This is a genomic window from Massilia varians (assembly GCF_027923905.1).
Classification (GTDB): Bacteria; Pseudomonadota; Gammaproteobacteria; order Burkholderiales; family Burkholderiaceae_D; genus Telluria; species Telluria varians_B.
On the sequence record NZ_AP026966.1, the window covers coordinates 4525297 to 4543448 of the forward strand.

Annotated in this window: 19 protein-coding genes; 17 read left to right on the forward strand and 2 right to left on the reverse strand. The window is 63.0% G+C overall.

What is annotated here, in order from left to right:
- The first annotated feature begins 138 nt into the window (after positions 1 to 138).
- The 11 genes from MasN3_RS20415 (at position 139) to MasN3_RS20465 (ending at position 9870) form a co-directional block, all read left to right on the forward strand.
- The gene (locus MasN3_RS20415; protein ID WP_281909766.1) at positions 139 to 1701 is read left to right on the forward strand and encodes a GGDEF domain-containing protein; all 1563 of its coding nucleotides are present in this window, start codon (positions 139 to 141) and stop codon (positions 1699 to 1701) included.
- 273 nt (positions 1702 to 1974) lie between these two features.
- Complete coding sequence (gene fliB / locus MasN3_RS20420; protein ID WP_281909768.1) at positions 1975 to 3213, forward strand: flagellin lysine-N-methylase; 1239 nt, start codon at positions 1975 to 1977, stop codon at positions 3211 to 3213.
- A gap of 229 nt (positions 3214 to 3442) precedes the next feature.
- Complete coding sequence (locus MasN3_RS20425; RefSeq protein ID WP_281909769.1) at positions 3443 to 4285, forward strand: flagellin N-terminal helical domain-containing protein; 843 nt, start codon at positions 3443 to 3445, stop codon at positions 4283 to 4285.
- A 155-nt stretch (positions 4286 to 4440) separates the two neighbouring features.
- The gene (locus tag MasN3_RS20430) at positions 4441 to 4737 is read left to right on the forward strand and encodes a flagellar protein FlaG (protein ID WP_281909771.1); all 297 of its coding nucleotides are present in this window, start codon (positions 4441 to 4443) and stop codon (positions 4735 to 4737) included.
- 63 nt (positions 4738 to 4800) lie between these two features.
- Positions 4801 to 6156 (forward strand): flagellar filament capping protein FliD, encoded by a 1356-nt coding sequence (gene fliD, locus MasN3_RS20435; RefSeq protein ID WP_281909772.1) that lies wholly within the window; start codon positions 4801 to 4803, stop codon positions 6154 to 6156.
- 142 nt (positions 6157 to 6298) lie between these two features.
- Entirely contained in the window at positions 6299 to 6736 is a 438-nt protein-coding gene (gene fliS / locus MasN3_RS20440; RefSeq protein WP_281909773.1) for a flagellar export chaperone FliS, read from the forward strand.
- On the forward strand, positions 6733 to 7065 hold the full coding sequence (locus tag MasN3_RS20445; protein WP_281909774.1) for a flagellar protein FliT: 333 nt from the start codon (positions 6733 to 6735) through the stop codon (positions 7063 to 7065). Before fliS ends, MasN3_RS20445 begins: the two co-directional genes overlap by 4 nt.
- A 43-nt stretch (positions 7066 to 7108) precedes the next feature.
- Positions 7109 to 7909 (forward strand): flagellar hook-length control protein FliK, encoded by an 801-nt coding sequence (fliK, locus tag MasN3_RS20450; protein WP_281909777.1) that lies wholly within the window; start codon positions 7109 to 7111, stop codon positions 7907 to 7909.
- The gene (locus MasN3_RS20455; protein WP_281909778.1) at positions 7902 to 8264 is read left to right on the forward strand and encodes an EscU/YscU/HrcU family type III secretion system export apparatus switch protein; all 363 of its coding nucleotides are present in this window, start codon (positions 7902 to 7904) and stop codon (positions 8262 to 8264) included. Before fliK ends, MasN3_RS20455 begins: the two co-directional genes overlap by 8 nt.
- Entirely contained in the window at positions 8261 to 9022 is a 762-nt protein-coding gene (locus tag MasN3_RS20460; protein WP_281909781.1) for a flagellar brake protein, read from the forward strand. Before MasN3_RS20455 ends, MasN3_RS20460 begins: the two co-directional genes overlap by 4 nt.
- A 98-nt stretch (positions 9023 to 9120) precedes the next feature.
- Entirely contained in the window at positions 9121 to 9870 is a 750-nt protein-coding gene (locus MasN3_RS20465) for a flagellar brake protein (RefSeq protein WP_281909784.1), read from the forward strand.
- Positions 9871 to 9881: 11 nt separating this feature from the next.
- On the opposite strand, the gene MasN3_RS20470 is transcribed toward MasN3_RS20465, so the two are convergent.
- A complete protein-coding gene (locus MasN3_RS20470; protein ID WP_281909786.1) occupies positions 9882 to 10511 on the reverse strand; it encodes a response regulator transcription factor in 630 nt (209 codons plus the stop codon).
- Between the two features lie 176 nt (positions 10512 to 10687).
- Here MasN3_RS20470 and MasN3_RS20475 point away from each other — a divergent pair, with 176 nt between their 5' ends.
- Positions 10688 to 11149, forward strand: a complete 462-nt coding sequence (locus MasN3_RS20475; RefSeq protein ID WP_281909788.1) for an RrF2 family transcriptional regulator — start codon at positions 10688 to 10690, stop codon at positions 11147 to 11149.
- Positions 11150 to 11320: 171 nt separating this feature from the next.
- On the opposite strand, the gene fliE is transcribed toward MasN3_RS20475, so the two are convergent.
- A complete protein-coding gene (gene fliE, locus MasN3_RS20480; protein WP_281909789.1) occupies positions 11321 to 11689 on the reverse strand; it encodes a flagellar hook-basal body complex protein FliE in 369 nt (122 codons plus the stop codon).
- A 175-nt stretch (positions 11690 to 11864) separates the two neighbouring features.
- On the opposite strand from fliE, the gene fliF reads away from it, so the two are divergent.
- The 5 genes from fliF (at position 11865) to fliI (ending at position 18125) form a co-directional block, all read left to right on the forward strand.
- Positions 11865 to 13550, forward strand: coding sequence for a flagellar basal-body MS-ring/collar protein FliF (fliF, locus tag MasN3_RS20485; protein ID WP_281909791.1), 1686 nt, complete (start codon positions 11865 to 11867; stop codon positions 13548 to 13550).
- The gene (gene fliG, locus MasN3_RS20490) at positions 13543 to 14547 is read left to right on the forward strand and encodes a flagellar motor switch protein FliG (RefSeq protein ID WP_281909792.1); all 1005 of its coding nucleotides are present in this window, start codon (positions 13543 to 13545) and stop codon (positions 14545 to 14547) included. Before fliF ends, fliG begins: the two co-directional genes overlap by 8 nt.
- Positions 14547 to 15248, forward strand: coding sequence for a flagellar assembly protein FliH (locus MasN3_RS20495; protein WP_281909794.1), 702 nt, complete (start codon positions 14547 to 14549; stop codon positions 15246 to 15248). Before fliG ends, MasN3_RS20495 begins: the two co-directional genes overlap by 1 nt.
- Positions 15249 to 15400: 152 nt before the next feature.
- Positions 15401 to 16444, forward strand: a complete 1044-nt coding sequence (locus tag MasN3_RS20500; protein ID WP_281909796.1) for an IS110 family transposase — start codon at positions 15401 to 15403, stop codon at positions 16442 to 16444.
- Positions 16445 to 16724: 280 nt separating this feature from the next.
- Complete coding sequence (fliI, locus tag MasN3_RS20505; RefSeq protein ID WP_281909797.1) at positions 16725 to 18125, forward strand: flagellar protein export ATPase FliI; 1401 nt, start codon at positions 16725 to 16727, stop codon at positions 18123 to 18125.
- Positions 18126 to 18152 lie beyond the last annotated feature (27 nt).

Consider the following 18152-nt stretch of genomic DNA (forward strand, 5'->3'; position numbering starts at 1 on the left):
TGGGCAAGGAACTTGCCCACCCTACAAAACCGTAAGTTGCAACATGTGCAGATTGAATATCTGTTGCAAAAATTTAATTGATGGTTGACAAAGAAGCTGGCTTATCATTACGCCGAACAGCATTCCGCCATTATCTCCATGTCCATCTCGTCCCCGCCTGCCGCCACCGGCCAGAATCCTGTCGATATCGCCCGCGAAGCCTTCCGCCGCCTCGCGACGCGCCGCATCGCGCCGACGCCGGATGCTTATAAAGCCATCTACGACGAGATCGCCGGCGTCCCGCCCGCCCCGCCCGCGCAGCCGGCGAATCCCGCCGCCGAGGTGCTGGAAAGCTTCGCGCGCCGACTGAGCGAGACACCGGGTGAAGTCTCGGAACCCGGCCGCCGCATGCTGCGCGCCGCCCGCACCGCCGACTGGAGCGGCTACGCCCAGGCGCTGGGCCAGGTGGCCGACCGCCACCTGCGCCGCAACACGCCGCTCATGGCGCTGGGCGACGAGGATCCGGACGCGCGCCAGTTGCGCGAGATGCTGGGCCGCTCGCTGGCCTATGCGCTGGCCAGCCTGCTGGCCGGCAGCCCGCCGCTGGTGCAAGAGGCGGAAGCGCTGGGCGCCGCGGCCAAGCACGCGCGCGGCGAGGAGCTGGGCGAACTGGCGGGACGCCTGAAGCAATTGTGCTACCAGATCGAGCTGCGCAGCGGCGACAGTGCGGAACAGCAGGAACTGCTGCTGCGCCTGTTCCACCTGCTGCTCGACAACGTCAACGAACTGCTCGACGACGACAGCTGGATGCGCGGCCAGATCGCCGCCGTGCAGGACCTGATCGCCGGCCCGCTCGACGTGCGCTCGCTGGAAGACGCGACCCGCAGCCTGAAGGACGTCATCCTCAAGCAGGGCCAGCTGCGCCACAGCATCTCGGACGTGCGCGCGACGGTGAAGAACATGATGATGAGCTTCATCGACCGCCTCGGCTCAGTAGCGGCCTCGACGGGCGACCACCACGCCAGGCTGGCCGGCTATTCCGACCGGATCGGGCGCGCCGCCAACATCGACGAGCTGGGCGAGGTGATGGAAGAAGTGCTGCGCGAGATGCGCGCCGCCCAGGACGAGGCGCTGGCCTCGCGCGACCGCATGGTGGCTGTGCACCGCGAGGTGCAGGAAGCCGAGGAGCGCATCCGCATGCTGGAAGCGGAACTGCAGCACATGAGCGAACTGGTGCGCGAAGACGGGCTGACGGGCAGCCTGAACCGCCGCGGCCTGGACGACGTGTTCGAGCGCGAGAGCGCGCGCGCCGACCGCCGCAACACGCCGCTGTGCGTGGCCATCCTCGACCTCGACAATTTCAAGAAACTGAACGACACCTACGGCCACCTGGCCGGCGATGGCGCCCTGAAGCACCTGGTGAAGGTGGTGCGCGACACCCTGCGCTCGATGGACGTGATCGCCCGCTTCGGCGGCGAGGAATTCGTGATCCTGATGCCGGAAACCCCGGTGGAAGCCGCGGCGGCGGCAATGGTGCGGGTGCAGCGCGAGCTCACCCGCCACTTCTTCATGCACGAGAACGAGAAGATGCTGATCACGTTTTCCTGCGGCGTGGCCCTGCGCATCCCGAACGAGGACCAGGCCAGCCTGGTGGCGCGGGCCGACCGCGCCATGTACCAGGCCAAGCAGAGCGGCAAGAACCGGGTGGTGGTGGCGGACTGAACTTTCTGGCATCAAGGCGAGTCAAGCGGCTCAGTTGGTATCCTCCCGCATCTGATGAAGGCCGTGCGCGGCAACCCTGCCTTCGGTTGGCGTGATCGCGCGTTGGCGGTGTTGCCTCTATTTGTCGCTGCCCCACCACTCAAGAGACATGCTGCTGGCTTGATCGGGCGATTAAGCTTGAGTTGGATATTTCCCTCAGGTACGATCGACCCAATTTTCCGTTCTCTATCTAAAGAACGGATGCGATCACCTTGACCATTTGACAGCAGAGCCATGACCGTTCTCCACTTTACCCGTACCATGCCGGCCCTGATCCCCCGTTACGTCAGCCGCTTCAGCTGCATCGGGCCGGCCTGTGAAGACAATTGCTGTACGGGCTGGAGGGTCACGATCGACAAGAAAACCTTCAACTCTTACCGCCAGTCCCAGCATCCGCAACTGCGCCAGGGCTTTGGCCAGCACCTCGCGCGCTTGCGTAGCCAGGAGAGCCAGTCCGCCTATGGCCGGATCAACATGCAGGCTGAAACGGGCGAATGTCCCTTCATGGAAGAGCGCCTGTGTTCGGTGCAGAAACACCTCAACGAAAGCCATCTGTCCAATACCTGCTTTTCTTATCCGCGCGTCTCGCGTTCCCTGGGTAACAGTCATGAACAGGCGTTACAACTGTCTTGCCCTGAAGCGGCACGCCAGGCATTGCTGGCCCCCGATGCATTTGAATTCATAGAGGGCAGCATTACCGTGCGCGCCGATACGGTCAGCGCGACCAAGGCCCGGAGCGGCCTGTCCCTGGACATGATCAATGACATCCGTATTTTTTGCCTGAACCTGGTCCGGGTCCAGCAAATGCCCCTATGGCAGAGGCTTGCCATACTGGGCATGTTCTGCAAGAGCCTTTCGGACGCCTTGCGCGACTACCAGCAATCGACGGTGCCTTCCTTGCTGGACAGTTATGCCACAATGGTGGAACAAAACCTTGCGCGAGAATCCCTGGAGCAGCTCTTGCCCAACCATGCTGCCCAGGCCCGTGTTTTTTCCTGCCTGTGGTCGGGCAAGAGTCCTTCACTGCACTCAGCGGCCCAGAAAGCGGTGCATGACGCGGTCACACGGGGGCTTGGGGCAGATCCGGAAACAGGCGTGGTCAAGACCGATGAGATGATTGCGCACTATACCCGCGGCATCGAGCGCTTGCCCGAGGCACTGAGCGCAGCTCCTCTGTTGCTCGAGCATTACGTGCTAAACGAAATGTTCTTGCACTTGTTCCCGTTCGAGGGCAAGGACCCGTTCGAGAACTATGTACTGTTGATCTCCCGTTTCGGCGTCCTGCGCCTCATGCTGGCTGCCCAGTGCAACACCGAAGGGGAATTGCCGAACACAGAGCAGCTGGTGCAAACGGTCCATGTGTTCTGCCGCCGCTTCCAGCACGATGCCGTTTTTGCCAAGCAAACCAACGAGTCGCTCAGGGCGACAGGATTGAACAGCCTGGCAAGCCTGTACGCTTTTCTTCGCAGCTAATTAAGTGGCACTCCACCCTCAAGTTTCAGCGGATCTTGCCGACTAAGCGACCTGCGCCGGAAAAGCCTGAGCAAAAAAATTTCTAAAAAATCTTAATTCTTGCTATCAACTTTTTAAAGAAAGCACCGTTACCTGATTCAACTGCGGTGTGATTGCTTTGAAACATAGAGGCACACCAAAGACAACAGGGTAGGTTGCCCGACACGAAAAATTTGCTTGGAGAATTACCATGTCCGTTATCAATACTAACCTCGCTTCCCTGAACGCACAGCGCAACCTGTCGACCTCTTCGGCCAGCCTGAACACCTCGATCCAGCGCCTGTCCTCGGGCCTGCGGGTGAATAGTGCAAAGGACGACGCGGCCGGCCTGTCGATCGCGACCAAGATGGATTCGCAGATCCGCGGCATGAACCAGGCGATTCGCAATGCGAATGATGGCATTTCGATGGCGCAAACCGCTGACGGCGGGTTGGCCACGGCAATCGATGCACTGCAGCGTATGCGTGAACTGGCCGTACAAGGTGCGAACCAGACGATGAAGGACGGTGGCACGGAGGCAGACCGTAAAAACCTTTCCAAGGAATTCGAGCAGCTCCAGGCAGAATTGGGTCGTATCGCCTCGGACACCAAGTTCAATGGAAGAGCGATTCTTGGCGGGGATAAAGATACTTTCGACATCCAAGTAGGAGCTGATTCGGGCTCGGCTGTAATCCAAATTCCTGAGACTGACTTGGCTGGTGCGGTGGCAGGAGACGTGGATGCGGCAACGATCAAGGTGGATACGAGCGCCAATTCGCTTCTCGCCGTGGCCGCAATCGACACTGCATTGGACGCGATCAATACTATGCGCGCTGACTTGGGTGCGGCACAAAACCGTCTCGGCTTCGCCGTCAGCAACCTGCAAAGCGCTTCGGAAAACCAGTCCGCTGCGAAGAGCCGCATCATGGACACTGACTTCGCGGCCGAAACCGCCAAACTGACCCGTGGCCAGATCCTGCAGCAGGCCGGTACCGCCATGCTGGCGCAGGCCAACTCGGCACCGAACGGCGTGATGGCCCTGCTGCGCGGCTAAGCGATTCCCGCCTCGTGAAGTGATGTACACTGTGGCGCGCGAGCTTGCTCGCGCGCACAGTTTATTGCGAAAGAGGTCATTGAATGTCGCTCCCTCCCCTTCCTCGTACCTCTGCGGATACTCCCCCGGCGGTTCGCCCCTCCCAGGCCGATGCTGTGGCATCCCCGCACCAGCAGCGCGCCGCCGCATCCGTGCCCGACTCCGCGGCAGCCACCGAAGCGCCTCCCTCGGACAGCAAGGTCAAGGATGCGGTCTCGACGCTGAACGATTTCACCGCATTGATGGCCCAAGACCTGCGCTTCAGCGTCGACGAAGAAAGCGGCAAGACCGTGGTCAAGCTCATCGACAGCAGCACCCAGGAAGTATTGCGCCAGTTCCCCAGCGAGGAAGCCTTGTCGATCGCCCGCTCGATCGACAAAATGCAGGGACTGCTGATTCGCGACCAGGCATAATGGCAGCTAGGCCGGCATCGCCGGCTTCCCTCCTGTTCCTCTCCTGATAAAGAACCCATAGCCATGGCAATCTCCTCATCCGGTATCGGTTCCGGCCTCGACGTCAACCTGATCGTCAGTCAACTGATGAGTGCGGAGCGCGCGCCCATTGCCACGCTCAAGGCCCGGCAAAGCACCTATAACGCCAAGCTGTCGGCCTATGGCACCCTGAAGAGCACGCTCGACAGCCTGAAGACCACGCTCAAGGGTCTCGATGGCCAGGGCATGGCCGCGCGCAGCGTCACCAGCAGCAACGATAAAGTGCTGGGCGCGAGCGTGGGCAGCGGCGCCGTTCCCGGCACTTACGCGATCGAGGTCAGCAACCTGGCGCAGCAACACAAGCTGATGTCGCCTGGTTTTGCCGATGCGAAGGCTGCGCTCGGTAACGGCAGCCTTACGCTGCAGGTCGGCGGCGCCGAGCCGGTCACTCTGCCGGCTGCGGACTATACGCTGCAAGGACTGAGCAATGCGATCAATGCGGCCAAGGCCGGCGTCAGCGCCACCATCATCAACGATGGCACTGAAAGCCGCCTGGTCCTTACGGCCAATCAGTCCGGCAAGGACAACACCGTCAAGATCACCGCTGCAGGCGACTTGTCCGCCTTCGAATACGATCCGCTGGCGCCGCCCGCTGCCGGTACCGGCATGGAGCAAAAGCAGGCCGCCCTGGATGCGCAGTTCACCATCGACGGCATTCCCGTGACGAGCGCTTCCAACAAGGCGGCCGACGCTATCCAGGGCGTCACGGTGAATTTGTCCAAGACCAATGTCGGCGAAGCAGTGACGCTAACCGTGGAGAATGACAAGACGGCCGTCAAGGCCGCGATCAAGACCTTCGTCGAGGCGTACAACAAGCTCAACACCACGGTCAGGTCGATGACTGCCTATAACGCCACTGCGCAAAGCGGCGCCGTGCTGAATGGCGACACGGGGGCCTCCTCGATCATCACCAGCTTGCGCAAGGAGCTGACTGCCAGCGTCTCGGGGGCGGGCGGCTTGAACAGCCTGTCTAATATTGGCATCGCCTTCCAGCGCGACGGCAGCCTGGCAATCGACGACGCCAAGCTGCAAAAAGCCATGGACGGCAGCTTCGACGATGTGGCAGCCCTGTTCTCGGGCACCGATGGCTACACGGCCCGCCTGACGGCGGCCACGACCAGCATGCTCGGCACCGGCGGCGTCATCGCGAGCCGCACCGAAGGCCTGAACTCGAGCATCCGCAGCCTGACCGAGCGCCAGGCCGACATGGAAGTGCTGCTGGCGCAGACGGAAAAACGCTACCGTGCGCAATTTACGGCACTGGATAGCATGATGAACAGCATGCAGAGCACCAGCAATTTCCTGGCTCAGCAACTGGCGTCGCTGTCGAACAACAGCTGAGTGCGGTGGTCGCCGGGCTGCCGCAAGCGGCCGCGTCGCGTGAACAGGCAGGGAAAGCGCCTTCTGACTTGCCGATTGGGGCCGCAATGGCCACGGTATATTCTCTACCTGTGTACAAGCGGATGTTATTGAAAGGAATTCCATGTTCGGTTCGTCTTCGGGCGGAGCCCGCGCCTATGCCAAAGTCGGTCTCGAGACTGGCGTAGCGGCGGCCAATCCCCACCAATTGATCATCATGCTGTTCGACGGCGCCATCGTTGCGGTCAAGGCTGCGCTCGTTCACATGGATGCGCGCGATACCGAGAAAAAGGGCATTGCCATTTCCAAGGCGATCACGATCATCAACGAGGGCATGCGAGCCAGCCTCGACAAGAAAGCAGGCGGGGCCATCGCGGAAAACCTCGACGCGCTCTATCACTACATGGTCAGCCGCCTGCTGCAGGCAAACCTGAACAACGATCCTGCCCTGCTCAACGAAGTACTGGCCCTGCTCGCCGAGCTCAGGGACGCATGGGACGCGATCGGCGGCACCCGGCCAGGTAGCGGCGCTCAATTGCATTCCGTGACCGCACAGCCATGATGAACGCCGATGAAGTCCTCGCCGTGTACGAACGCGTTTCGGCGTTGAACGAGCAGATGCTGGCTGCGGCGCAGCGTAGCGACTGGGACAATTTGCTCATGCTCGAAGCGGATTGTCACGACCAGGTAGAAGTGCTGAAAAAAAATGCCCCTATCCAGGGCCTGAGCGGCGAAGTGCGCGCGCGCAAGATCGAACTCATCCAGCGCATCCTTGCATGCGACCGTGAAATCCGCTCGATCACCGAAACGTGGACCAAGCAGCTCGCCGCCTTGCTTGGCAATACCAGCTCACAGCGCAAGCTCAATGCCGCGTATGGCATGTCGCGGTGATGTCTGCCGCGTCATCGGTACCCGTTCCGGCAGCACCTGAACCATGCGTGGCGTTGACCAGCTAAGTGTCCTGCCACTGGCTGCCACGCAGCCGGTGGCGGCTGCCACGCATGAACGCACTGCAGCGGCCGCCACGCTACTGCGCGGTGCCTCGCTGCCGCTTCCCTCCGGCGCCGATGCCGCCCCCGTTTCACTGAGCGCGGCGGCGCGCCTGCTCGCCGGCGTACTGGGCGCGGCGCAGGCAGCCCCCTCTGCCGCTGCGGCAAGCCGCGCTGCACCATTGCTGCCGGCGGCGAGCGGCGACGCCATCGTCCTGGCAGCGGCATTGCGGCATGCAGTCGACAGCAGCGGTTTGTTTTATGAATCACACGTGGTTGAGTGGGCCCAGGGCCAACGTACCCTAGCCGAGCTCGGCGCCGAGCCGCAACAGCAGGCCGCTGCCGAAGGCACGCGCCAGTCGCCGACCGATCCTGCTACCGCTCAGTTCATCAACATGCAGTTGGCCGTGCAGGAGCAGGCCCAGTTCTGCTGGCAAGGCAAGCTCTGGCCGGGCCAAGCCCTGGAACTGGGGGTACGGCGTGAAACACGCGAAGGCAGTGAAGAACAAGCTGGTGCGGGCGAAGATGTGGCCTGGCACGGCCGCCTGCGCCTGCGCTTTCCCCATCTGGGCGAACTCGACGTCCGCCTGAGCCTGACCCGCAACGGCTTGCAGATGCAGCTCGCCACCGGCGACGCGGCCTCTGCCGAAGTGCTGCGCCAGCATACGTCCCGGCTCTCACTTTCCCTGGAAGCGGCCGGCGTGCCGCTGTCCGGCCTGGATATTCGTGGCGCCGTCGGTGAGTAAGCATAGCGGCAACGAACGCCAGCATGCGGTCGCCCTTGCTTATGGCGCCGATGACACGGCCCCCAAAGTGGTGGCCAAGGGCAGCGGCATGGTCGCCGAGCAGATCATGCGCCGCGCCCAGGAAGCAGGCGTATTCGTCCACGAATCGAAGGAACTGGTCGGGCTCCTGATGGGCGTGGATCTCGACCGCGAGATCCCGCCCGCCCTGTACCGCGCAATTGCGGAACTGTTAGCATGGCTATATCATATCGAGTCGGCTCAGCTGCAAGGAGACCCGCTGCCGCCCGCGCCTGATCCGACGCCTCACCTCAACCCGGAACAGCCGGCGCAAGCCGGAACGAAGAAGTCATCATGAATGATCAGGACCTGGATAACTGGCGCGACTACGAGGTGGGGTCGCGCAGTGAAGTCGTGGCATTGCTGCGCCAGATCGGCGAGAAGCGCCAGCTGGTGCGCATGCTGGTCAGGGGCGAGGCCGATGTCTGCGTGACCACTGTCCTCGCCGTCGATCCGGCCACGAATACCATGGTGCTCGACCGCTCGATCGAGCGCCTGCAGAACGAGCGCATCCTCGCAGCCGGCAAAGTGCGCTGCGAAACCTCGCTCGACAAGATCCGCATCCTGTTCACCGCCGGGAACCTGCGCCCCACCCTGTTCGAAGGCAAGGCCGCCCTATGCGCCGATATCCCCACGAGCCTGGTTCGCCTGCAGCGCCGCCAGTTTTACCGGATGGAGACACCGGTGTCGAATCCGGTGCGTGCAATCCTGCCGCTGCCGCTCGAGCTCGCTGCCGAGACCGGCGCTGCTTCCGCCGCATTTCCGCTGCACGACATCAGCTGCGGTGGCATCGCCATCTTCGACAGCAAGTTTCAACTCGACAACACCGTCGGTGTCCGGTTTCCCGACTGCCTTATCGAACTGCCCGAGATCGATCCGGTCACGGTGGTGCTGGAAGTACGCTACTCGCATGACCTGACCCTGCTGAACAACAAGAGCAACCGCCGCATCGGCCTGCAGTTCGCCGACATCTCGCGCAACGGCGCCGCCAGCGTGCAGCGTTACATCATCAGGCTCGAACGCGAGCGTAACGCGCGCCTGGCCGGCCTGACGTGAGCATGTATACATAGTATTTTCTATCACCGGAACCACATGGCTGCACCTGGCGTCAGCGCACGCGAACAGCCGGCACAAGCTGGAACGAAGAAGTCATCATGAATTATCAGGAACTGGAAAACTGGCACGACTACGAGGTGTCGTCGCGCCGTGAAATCGTGGCGCTGCTGCGTCGTAGCGGCGAAAAGCACCAACTGGTGCGCATGCTGGTCAAGGGCGAAGCCGACGTCTGCATCACTGCCGTCCTCGACGTCGACCCCGACACCAACAGCATCGTGCTCGACCGTTCTGTCGAGCGCCTGCAGAACGAGCGCATCCTCGAAGCCGGTACGGTGCATTGCGAAACCTCGCTCGACAAGATCCGCATCCTGTTCAGCGTCGAGAACCTGCGCTATACCCTGCACCAGGGCAAAGACGCGTTGCGCGCCGATCTCCCATCGAGCCTGATTCGCCTGCAGCGCCGTGAGTACTACCGGATGGAGACGCCGGTATCGAATCCGGTACGCGCGGTCATTCCTCTGCCGCCCGCGCTCGGCACCGGCAGCGGCGTGTTTCCGCTGCACGATATCAGCTGCGGCGGCGTTGCCATCCTCGACAACAAGCTCCAGCTTGGCGCGGCGATCGGCACGACCATTCGCGACTGCCGGATCGAGTTGCCCGAGACCGGCCCGGTCATCGTTTCGCTTCAGGTGCGCAATGTCCTCGACTTCACTTTGCTGAACAACAAAACCAACCGCCGTTTCGGCATGCAGTTCGTCGACCTGTCGCGCGGCGGCATGGCAGGGGTACAGCGCTTCATTACCAAGCTCGAACGCGAGCGCAATGCTCGCCTGGCAGGCCTCGCCTGAGCCGCCCGGCCTCAGACCTGCAGGCCGGTCGCAGAGCCGGCCCCGCCAGGGCGGATCAGGCCGCGCTGGGCCGCGACCACCACCGCATGGGTGCGCGCGGTGGCGTCCAGCTTGCTCATCACCCCCTTCACATGGGTCTTCACGGTGCCCACCCCGATGCCGAGCTGGCGCGCGATCGACTTGTTGCAGCAGCCCTGCGCCAGCAACTGCAGCACGTCGGTCTCGCGTCCGGTGAGCGACTCGCGGGTGAGGCTGTCGGCGACGCTGCGCGTCATCGACTCGCTCAGGTAGCGCTGGCCGCGCGCCAGCTGCGTGACCGCGTGCGCCAGTTCGTCGGTGCCGCAGGACTGCAACAGGTAGCCGGCCACGCCGGCATCCATCGCCAGGCGCACTTCCCATTCCTTGTCGAACTGGGTCACGACCAGCACGACGGGAGCCAGGTTGCCGGCGGACGGCTTGCGCGCCAGCTTGATGCCGGTGTCGTAATCGGTCACCAGCACGCGCGCGACGCGCTGCGCCTCGGGCTGGCCCAGGTGCGTGGTGACGCGCAGGCCGGGCTGGTGGGCCAGGACGGCATGCAGCCCGACGGTCATGATCGGGTCGGCGTGCATGATATGGACGGCGGAAGAAATCGCTTGCATTGCATACTCCGGCAGAAGGCGGCGGACGACGGCGGCCTCGGACGGCCGACAGCGACATATTGAAACGACAAGAACGGCAAATCAAGTAATGGTTTGTAATCGCTGGTCAATATGCATACCATCTGCATAGTCACCTGATGCACGCCGGGAGGATGCATGGGATATACTTCCCGGATATGCGCCTGACTTCCTTTACCGACTACACCTTGCGGACCCTGCTCCACCTCGGCAGCAATCCGGGGCGACTCGTCACGATCCAGGAAATCGCGGACCTGCACAGCATCTCGAAGAACCACCTGATGAAGGTGGTGCACGAGCTGGGCCGCAATGGCGTCATCGAGACCGTCCGCGGCCGCAACGGCGGCTTCCGCCTGGCGCACAAGCCGGAAGACATCAACATCGGCGCGGTGGTGCGCCAGAGCGAGAGCGATTTCTACATGGCCGAGTGCTTCGACCCGGGCGGCAATCCGTGCGGGCTGGTCAAGGCCTGCGCGCTCAAGGGCGTGCTCACCAACGCCACCTCGGCCTATCTCGCCGAACTGGATCGCCACACCCTGGCCTCGCTGCTGCCGGAACCGGCCCCGCGCGACGGCGCCATTCCCGTCACCTTCCATCGCAAGGAATCGCAGGCGGCCTGAGCCTCTTTCCTCCAACGGGGGTCAGGTCTGACATTTAGACACGGCCTCAGCAATACACCTCGGTGGACGCCCGAGCTCGTGTCCGAATGTCAGACCTGACCCCGGTCCGCAGTAAATCCGCTCGGCAATAAAAACCGGCCATGCGGCCGACTTCTCTTGGGATGGTTGGGCTTACACTTGCATATTCATGATGTCGTGATAGGCCGACACCAGTTTGTTGCGCACTTGCACCGTCCCCTGGAAAGCGATGCTGGATTTCTGCATCGCGATCATCGTATCGGACAGGCTCACGGTATCATCCCCCATCGCAAAGCGCTTGCCGAGCTCTTCCGCATTCTTCTGGGTATTGCTGACCTGCTGGAGCGAGGTCTTCAGTGCATCGGCGAAGTCGAGCTTGGCAACGCCGCCCTGGGGCGTCACATTGCCCAGGCCGGCTGGCGCAACCGGGCCGGCCGCCGGCTTGGTCGCCGCGGCCTTCAGCTGTTCCATCATCGCCTGGATGCGGCTGCTGTCGATGCCGCCGATTCCGCCAATACTCATCGTTCGCTCCTGCTTGCGGGGAATTCAATTTATTCAGGCTGCCAGATTACCAGCGCCCGGGCAAATCCCTCGCGTGAAGAAGCATGGATTTCCATCCCTATTTCAGGGTTTGAATGTTGCCCTGTGGCTTCATAATTTCGGTTAATCTCCTATTCCCCCCACCACCTTACCGACCATGGCAGCAGTTGCTGATGAACTGACCGACACCCCGGCGCCCGAACGAGAGGCGAGACAGGGCTTTTTGCAGACCACCATGGGCAAGCGCGTCGCCATCGGCGGCGGGATCGCGCTGGTCAGCGCCATCATGATCGCGCTGTGGATGTGGAGCCAGGCGCCGGACTACCGCGTGCTGTTCTCGAACTACAGCGACCGTGACGGCGGCGCCATCACCGCCTCGCTCGACCAGATGGGGGTCAAGTACAAGTTCTCGGAAGGCGGCAGCGCGATCCTGGTGCCCGCCGAGCAGATCCACGACCTGCGCCTGAAGCTGGCCGCGCAAGGCCTGCCCAAGGGCGGCAACGTCGGCTTCGAACTGATGGAGAACCAGAAACTGGGCGTATCGCAGTTCCTGGAACAGGTGAACTACCAGCGCTCGCTGGAGGGCGAACTGGCGCGCTCGATCCAGTCGCTCGGCCCGGTCAGCGGCGCGCGCGTGCACCTGGCCATGCCCAAGCCCTCGGTCTTCGTGCGCGACCAGCAAAAGCCCACCGCTTCAGTGGTATTGACCTTGCAGGCGGGCCGCGCGCTCGACCCGGGCCAGGTCAGCGCCATCGTCCACCTGGTCGCCTCGAGCGTGCCGGAACTCACGATCGGCAACGTCACCGTGGTCGACCAGAACGGCAACCTGCTGTCCGACACCAGCAACAAGGGTCCCGGCAACAAGGGCCTGGACGCCACCCAGCTCAAGTACGTCGAGCAGGTCCAGCAGAACATCATCAAGCAGGTCGAGTCGATCATCGCCCCGCTGGTCGGCAAGGAAAACGTGCGCGCCGAAGCGACCGCCGAGATCGACTTCGCCCAGGTCGACACCGCCGCCGAGATGTACAAGCCGAATTCGCCGCCGGAACCGCAGGCGATCCGCAGCCAGCAGACGTCGGAGTCGACCCAGCCGGGCCCAGGCGCCTCGGGCATCCCGGGCGCGCTGTCGAACCAGCCGCCGGGCGTGGCCACCGCGCCGATCGACGGCCAGGCGCCGAACGCGGGCGCGGGTGCGGCCGCCGGCCCCACCCGCAAGGACGCGACCACCAACTACGAAGTCGACAAGACCATCCGCTACGAGCAGCGCCCGATGGGCGGCATCAAGCGCCTGACGGTGGGCGTGGTGGTGAACTACCGCCGCTCGATCGACCCGAAGACCGGCAAGATCACGGTGCGGCCGCTGGCGGCCGCCGAAGTCGCCCAGATCAACGAACTGGTCAAGCAGGCGATGGGCTACTCGCCAAATCGCGGCGACACCCTGAACGTGACCAACGCCCCGTTCGACGGCGTCGACCGCCCGGACGATGCTCCCCCGGCGGTCGACTGGTGGCGCGACCCGGCCAACCTGCCGCTGGCCAAGGAGATCGGCAAGTACCTGCTGCTGTTCGCGGTACTGGCCTTCCTCTACTACCGGATCCTGCTGCCGCTGATGCGCCCGGCGATCAAGAAGTTCGACGAAGTCACCGCGCTGCCGCCGGAACCGGAAGAGAAAACAATACCCGGAGATAAACGCGGGGACGATCCGGAGGTGCTCGAGGAACAGGAGGTCGAACGCCGCGCCCAGGGCTACCGGGCGAACCTGCAGATGGCGCAGGATCTGGCCCGCGAGGACCCACGCATCGTTGCAAACGTAATCAAGGCATGGTTGGGAACAAATGAGTGACAAGGACAAGGAAGGCGTGCAACAGGCGGCGATCCTGATGCTGGCGCTGGGCGAAGCGGAAGCGGCTGAAGTGATGAAGTTCCTGGGACCCCGCGAAGTGCTGAAACTTGGCGCCGCGATGGCCCAGATGAAATCGGTGCAACACAACGACGTGGTCAAGGTGCTGGAAAACTTCGTCGAAGAGACCAACCTGCATTCGAACGTCGGCCTCGATTCGGACGAGTACATCCGCCAGGTACTGACCAAGGCGCTGGGCGACGACAAGGCCACTGTGCTGCTCAACCGCATCCTGGGAGGCAAGGACGCTTCGGGCATCGAAAGCCTGAAGTGGATGGACGCCCCCTCGGTGGCGGAGCTGATTCGCAACGAGCATCCGCAGATCGTCGCGACCATCCTGGTGCATCTCGAGCGCGACCAGGCTTGTGAGATTCTCGGACATTTTACCGATCGGCTGCGCAACGACGTGGTGCTGCGCATCGCCACGCTGGACGGGGTGCAGCCGGCCGCCCTGCGCGAGCTGAACGACGTATTGACCAAGCTACTGTCGGGTAACGAGAATATCAAGAAATCGTCGCTGGGCGGCGTCCGCACCGCAGCCGAGATCCTGAACTTCATGAGCGGCGACCAGGAAGCATCAGTCATGGACAACATCAAGAATTACGACAACGACATGGCGCAGAAAATCATGGACGAGATGTTCGTGTTCGATAACATCATCGACATCGACGATCGCGGCATCCAGCTGCTGCTGCGCGAAGTGCAGTCCGAGATGCTGATCATCGCGCTGAAGGGTGCGTCGCAGGACCTGCGCGAAAAGATCTTCAAGAACATGTCGCAGCGTGCCGGCGAGATGATGCGCGAAGATCTGGAATCGAAAGGTCCGGTGCGTCTGTCGGAAGTGGAATCCCAGCAGAAACAGATCCTGCAGATCGTGCGCCGCCTGGCGGACGAAGGCCAGATCGTGCTGGGCGGTAAAGGCGAGGACTCGTTCGTCTGATGATTCCGAAGGAACAGCAAAGCGCCTATCAGCGCTGGGAAATGACCTCGTTCGGCGACGAGCGCCCAGGCACTCAGGCGCGCCGCGCCGCCATGGCCCCGCCATCGCCGACGACACGGCAAGCCGTGGAGACGGCGCCCCATATCGCGCTGCCGACCGCCGAGGAACTGGAAGCGCTCCGCGAGCAGGCGCGCGCCGAGGGCCATGCCGAGGGCCTGATCGAGGGCCGCGCCGCCGGCTATGCCGACGGCGCCCGTGCCGGCCAGCTCGAAGCCGAAAGCGAGCTGGAACACCTGCGCACGATCGCCGCGACCTTCAGCGAGGCCGTGATGCAGGCCGACGAGACCATCGCCCACGACGTGCTGGAACTGGCCCTGCGCCTGGCGCGCGGCATGGTGCGCACGGCCTTCGAGGTGCGTCCGGAACTGATCCTGCCGGTGGTGCAGGAAGCGATCGGCTACCTGCCGGTGCTGGCCCAGCCGGCCACCTTGAGCCTGCATCCGCTCGACGCCGAGATCGTGCGCCAAGCCATGGGCCAGGAACTGGTCAAGGGCGGCTGGCGCATCGTCGAAGACGCCCAGCTGTCGCGCGGCGGCTGCAAGGTCGATACCGCCAGCAACCAGATCGACGCCCAGGCGCAGGCGCGCTGGGCGCGGCTGACGCATGCCTTGCAGTCCAACGTCGACTGGCTCGGAAATTAACCGTAGTATCACCGCGTGGGGTAACCCGGGCCAGTGGCCCGGGTTACAAGCCGCCCCCCCTAATGTGATGGACTCCACCCTCCCGATATCGGCATCATTGTGCCAAGCGTGCCAGATTGGGCTGGCACGCTAAAACAAGAGGGGGAGTCACCATGAATGCTAACGCAAAAGTGATTGGTTTGGATATTGCGAAGGACGTGTTCTTCGCTGTCGGGCTCGACGAAAGCGGCAAACGGGTGTTCAAGCGTAAGCTTGCACGAGACCAGGTACTTCCAATGTTCACGCAAATGGCGCCGGCGATGATTGGTATCGAAGCCTGCGCTGGCTCACACTATTGGGCACGCAAATTCGTCGAGATGGGACATGACGTCAAGCTGGTCGCGGCACAACACGTCAAGGCTTATGTCACCGGCAACAAAAACGACATGAACGATGCTGCCGCAATTGCCGAGGCGCGTTCGCGCGGTGCGACTAAGTATGTGCCGATCAATACGGCAGCGCAGCAAGATTTGCAGATGCTGCACCGTGCCCGCAGCGCCTTGATGACCGAGCGTGTAGCGATGATCAACCGGCTCCGGGCGTTCGCGGGCGAGTATGGCCAGGTGTTTCCCAAGAGCGTGGAGAAGTTCCGTGATGGACTAAAAGCATGGTTGAACGATTCGGACAACGGCTTGTCTGGCATGGCCCTGGAGACGTTTTGGGAGCTCAAGGCCCAGCTGGACGATAAGGAAGAAAGGATCCAGGCATATGACCGCCGCCTGAATCAGGCCGCGAAATCGGAGTTGGCAAAGCAACTGATGGAAGTGCCGGGTGTAGGGCCGTTGACGGCAACGGCAGTGCAGGCAACCATCGCTGATCCGCGCCACTACAAGAGTGCGCGGGACTTTGCAGCAAATCTAGGCCTCGTGCCACGCGAGCATAGCAGTGGAGGCAAGCAGCGCTTGTATGGCATTACTCGCAAGGGCGATAGCTACCTGCGCACTCTGCTCATACACGGTGCCCGTAGCGCATTGCGAACAGCAAACGGCAAGCCCGACAAGCTCCTGCAATGGGCGACAAGGCTGGCAGAGCGACGCAGTTTCAACGTTGCCGCAACTGCACTGGCCAACAAGATGGCCAGGGTGATCTGGGCATTGATGACGCACGGACGTCCTTATGTTCCGGCCTGGTCGAAATACACGACCAGGCCGGCTTGAAAAGATGATCTACTAACTCAGCAACAAGAAGGAGCAACACCGCCAAGTTTGCGACGATGAAGAAAGAATGATGCCAACAGGTCGGACCGGCGTCGGGTGAATCCGCTGTTCGTAGTGGCCCATCGAGGCCGTCACCCTATGAGGATCCTGGCGCGCGTATCACATCAGGGCCAGAGCACTGGAAACGCTCAACACACAGGCCGAATAGATACAAGCAAACTCTTCCTAAGGCAGAAATTCAATCTTCCTCTTGCAAATCGGGTGGAGTCCATAGATACGAATGACGACAACGACTGACCGCCACACCGCCCGCTGGAAGTCCTTCATCAAGGACTGCGATTCCCTGGTCGGCCTGGCCGAGCCGATGCAGGTCTCGGGCCGCGTCACGCGCGTGGCCGGCCTGGTGATGGAATGCGTGGGACTGAAGCTGGCCGTCGGCAGCGCCTGCACCATCCCGGTGGCCAACGGCCAGCGCATCGAGGCGGAGGTGGTCGGCTTCGAGGGCGAGCGCCTGTTCCTGATGCCGCAGAGCGACGTCGAGGGCGTGGTGCCCGGCTCGCGCGTGTTCCCGGTCGAATCGGCGCTGCCGAAACCGGGCACCGTGCAGCACCCGCGCCGGCGGCCGAGCGACCGCGCGCGCCACCTGCCGGTCGGCATGCAGCTGCTGGGCCGCGTGGTGGACGGCGCCGGCCGCCCGCTGGACGGCAAGGGTCCGCTCGGCACCGACGAAGTCGGCCCGTTGAACGCGCGCCCGATCAACCCGCTCGACCGCGCCCCGATCTCGGAAACCCTGGACGTCGGCGTGCGCGCCATCAATGCCATGCTGACCGTGGGCCGCGGCCAGCGCCTCGGCCTGTTCGCCGGCACCGGCGTCGGCAAGTCGGTCCTGCTGGGGATGATCGCGCGCTACACCACCGCCGACGTCATCGTGGTCGGCCTGATCGGCGAACGCGGACGCGAAGTCAAGGAATTCATCGAGCAGATCCTGGGCCCGGAAGGCCGCGCCCGCTCGGCCGTGGTGGCCGCCCCGGCCGACTCCCCGCCCCTGATGCGCCTGCAGGGCGCGGCCTATGCCACCGCGATCGCCGAACACTTCCGCGAGCAGGGCAAGAACGTCCTCCTGATCATGGATTCGCTGACCCGCTATGCGATGGCGCAGCGCGAGATCGCCCTGGCGATCGGCGAGCCGCCCGCCACCAAGGGCTATCCGCCGTCGGTGTTCGCCAAGCTGCCGGTGCTGGTGGAGCGCGCCGGCAACGGCGTCGAGGGCGGCGGCTCGATCACCGCCTTCTATACCGTGCTGTCCGAAGGCGACGATCAGCAGGATCCGATCGCCGACGCGGCGCGCGGCATCCTGGACGGCCACATCGTCCTGAACCGCCACCTGGCCGAAGCCGGCCACTACCCGGCGATCGACATCGAACAGTCGATCTCGCGGGCGATGCACTCGATTACCTCGCACGAGCACCAGCTGGCCGCGCGCAAGCTCAAGCAGCTGTACTCGCGCTACCAGCGCTCGCGCGACCTGATCAGCGTGGGCGCCTACGCCGCCGGCAGCGACCCGGTGCTGGACCAGGCCATCGCCAAGCACGAGCAGATCGAACAATTCCTGTGCCAGGAAATCCACGACAACGCGGGCATGCTGGAAAGCTTGGGGCAATTAAGCGCCCTATTCCAGTGATTGAAAAATGCCGGGCGGAACTATACT

Bases quoted from the DNA above. Each gene is read 5' to 3' on its own strand.
- MasN3_RS20415 (WP_281909766.1), top strand. From the start codon at position 139: ATGTCCATCTCGTCCCCGCCTGCCGCCACCGGCCAGAATCCTGTCGAT.
- fliB (WP_281909768.1), top strand. From the start codon at position 1,975: ATGACCGTTCTCCACTTTACCCGTACCATGCCGGCCCTGATCCCCCGT.
- MasN3_RS20425 (WP_281909769.1), top strand. From the start codon at position 3,443: ATGTCCGTTATCAATACTAACCTCGCTTCCCTGAACGCACAGCGCAAC.
- fliD (WP_281909772.1), top strand. From the start codon at position 4,801: ATGGCAATCTCCTCATCCGGTATCGGTTCCGGCCTCGACGTCAACCTG.
- fliS (WP_281909773.1), top strand. From the start codon at position 6,299: ATGTTCGGTTCGTCTTCGGGCGGAGCCCGCGCCTATGCCAAAGTCGGT.
- MasN3_RS20445 (WP_281909774.1), top strand. From the start codon at position 6,733: ATGATGAACGCCGATGAAGTCCTCGCCGTGTACGAACGCGTTTCGGCG.
- fliK (WP_281909777.1), top strand. From the start codon at position 7,109: ATGCGTGGCGTTGACCAGCTAAGTGTCCTGCCACTGGCTGCCACGCAG.
- MasN3_RS20460 (WP_281909781.1), top strand. From the start codon at position 8,261: ATGAATGATCAGGACCTGGATAACTGGCGCGACTACGAGGTGGGGTCG.
- MasN3_RS20465 (WP_281909784.1), top strand. From the start codon at position 9,121: ATGAATTATCAGGAACTGGAAAACTGGCACGACTACGAGGTGTCGTCG.
- MasN3_RS20470 (WP_281909786.1), bottom strand. From the start codon at position 10,511: ATGCAAGCGATTTCTTCCGCCGTCCATATCATGCACGCCGACCCGATC.
- MasN3_RS20475 (WP_281909788.1), top strand. From the start codon at position 10,688: ATGCGCCTGACTTCCTTTACCGACTACACCTTGCGGACCCTGCTCCAC.
- fliE (WP_281909789.1), bottom strand. From the start codon at position 11,689: ATGAGTATTGGCGGAATCGGCGGCATCGACAGCAGCCGCATCCAGGCG.
- fliF (WP_281909791.1), top strand. From the start codon at position 11,865: ATGGCAGCAGTTGCTGATGAACTGACCGACACCCCGGCGCCCGAACGA.
- fliG (WP_281909792.1), top strand. From the start codon at position 13,543: ATGAGTGACAAGGACAAGGAAGGCGTGCAACAGGCGGCGATCCTGATG.
- MasN3_RS20495 (WP_281909794.1), top strand. From the start codon at position 14,547: ATGATTCCGAAGGAACAGCAAAGCGCCTATCAGCGCTGGGAAATGACC.
- MasN3_RS20500 (WP_281909796.1), top strand. From the start codon at position 15,401: ATGAATGCTAACGCAAAAGTGATTGGTTTGGATATTGCGAAGGACGTG.
- fliI (WP_281909797.1), top strand. From the start codon at position 16,725: ATGACGACAACGACTGACCGCCACACCGCCCGCTGGAAGTCCTTCATC.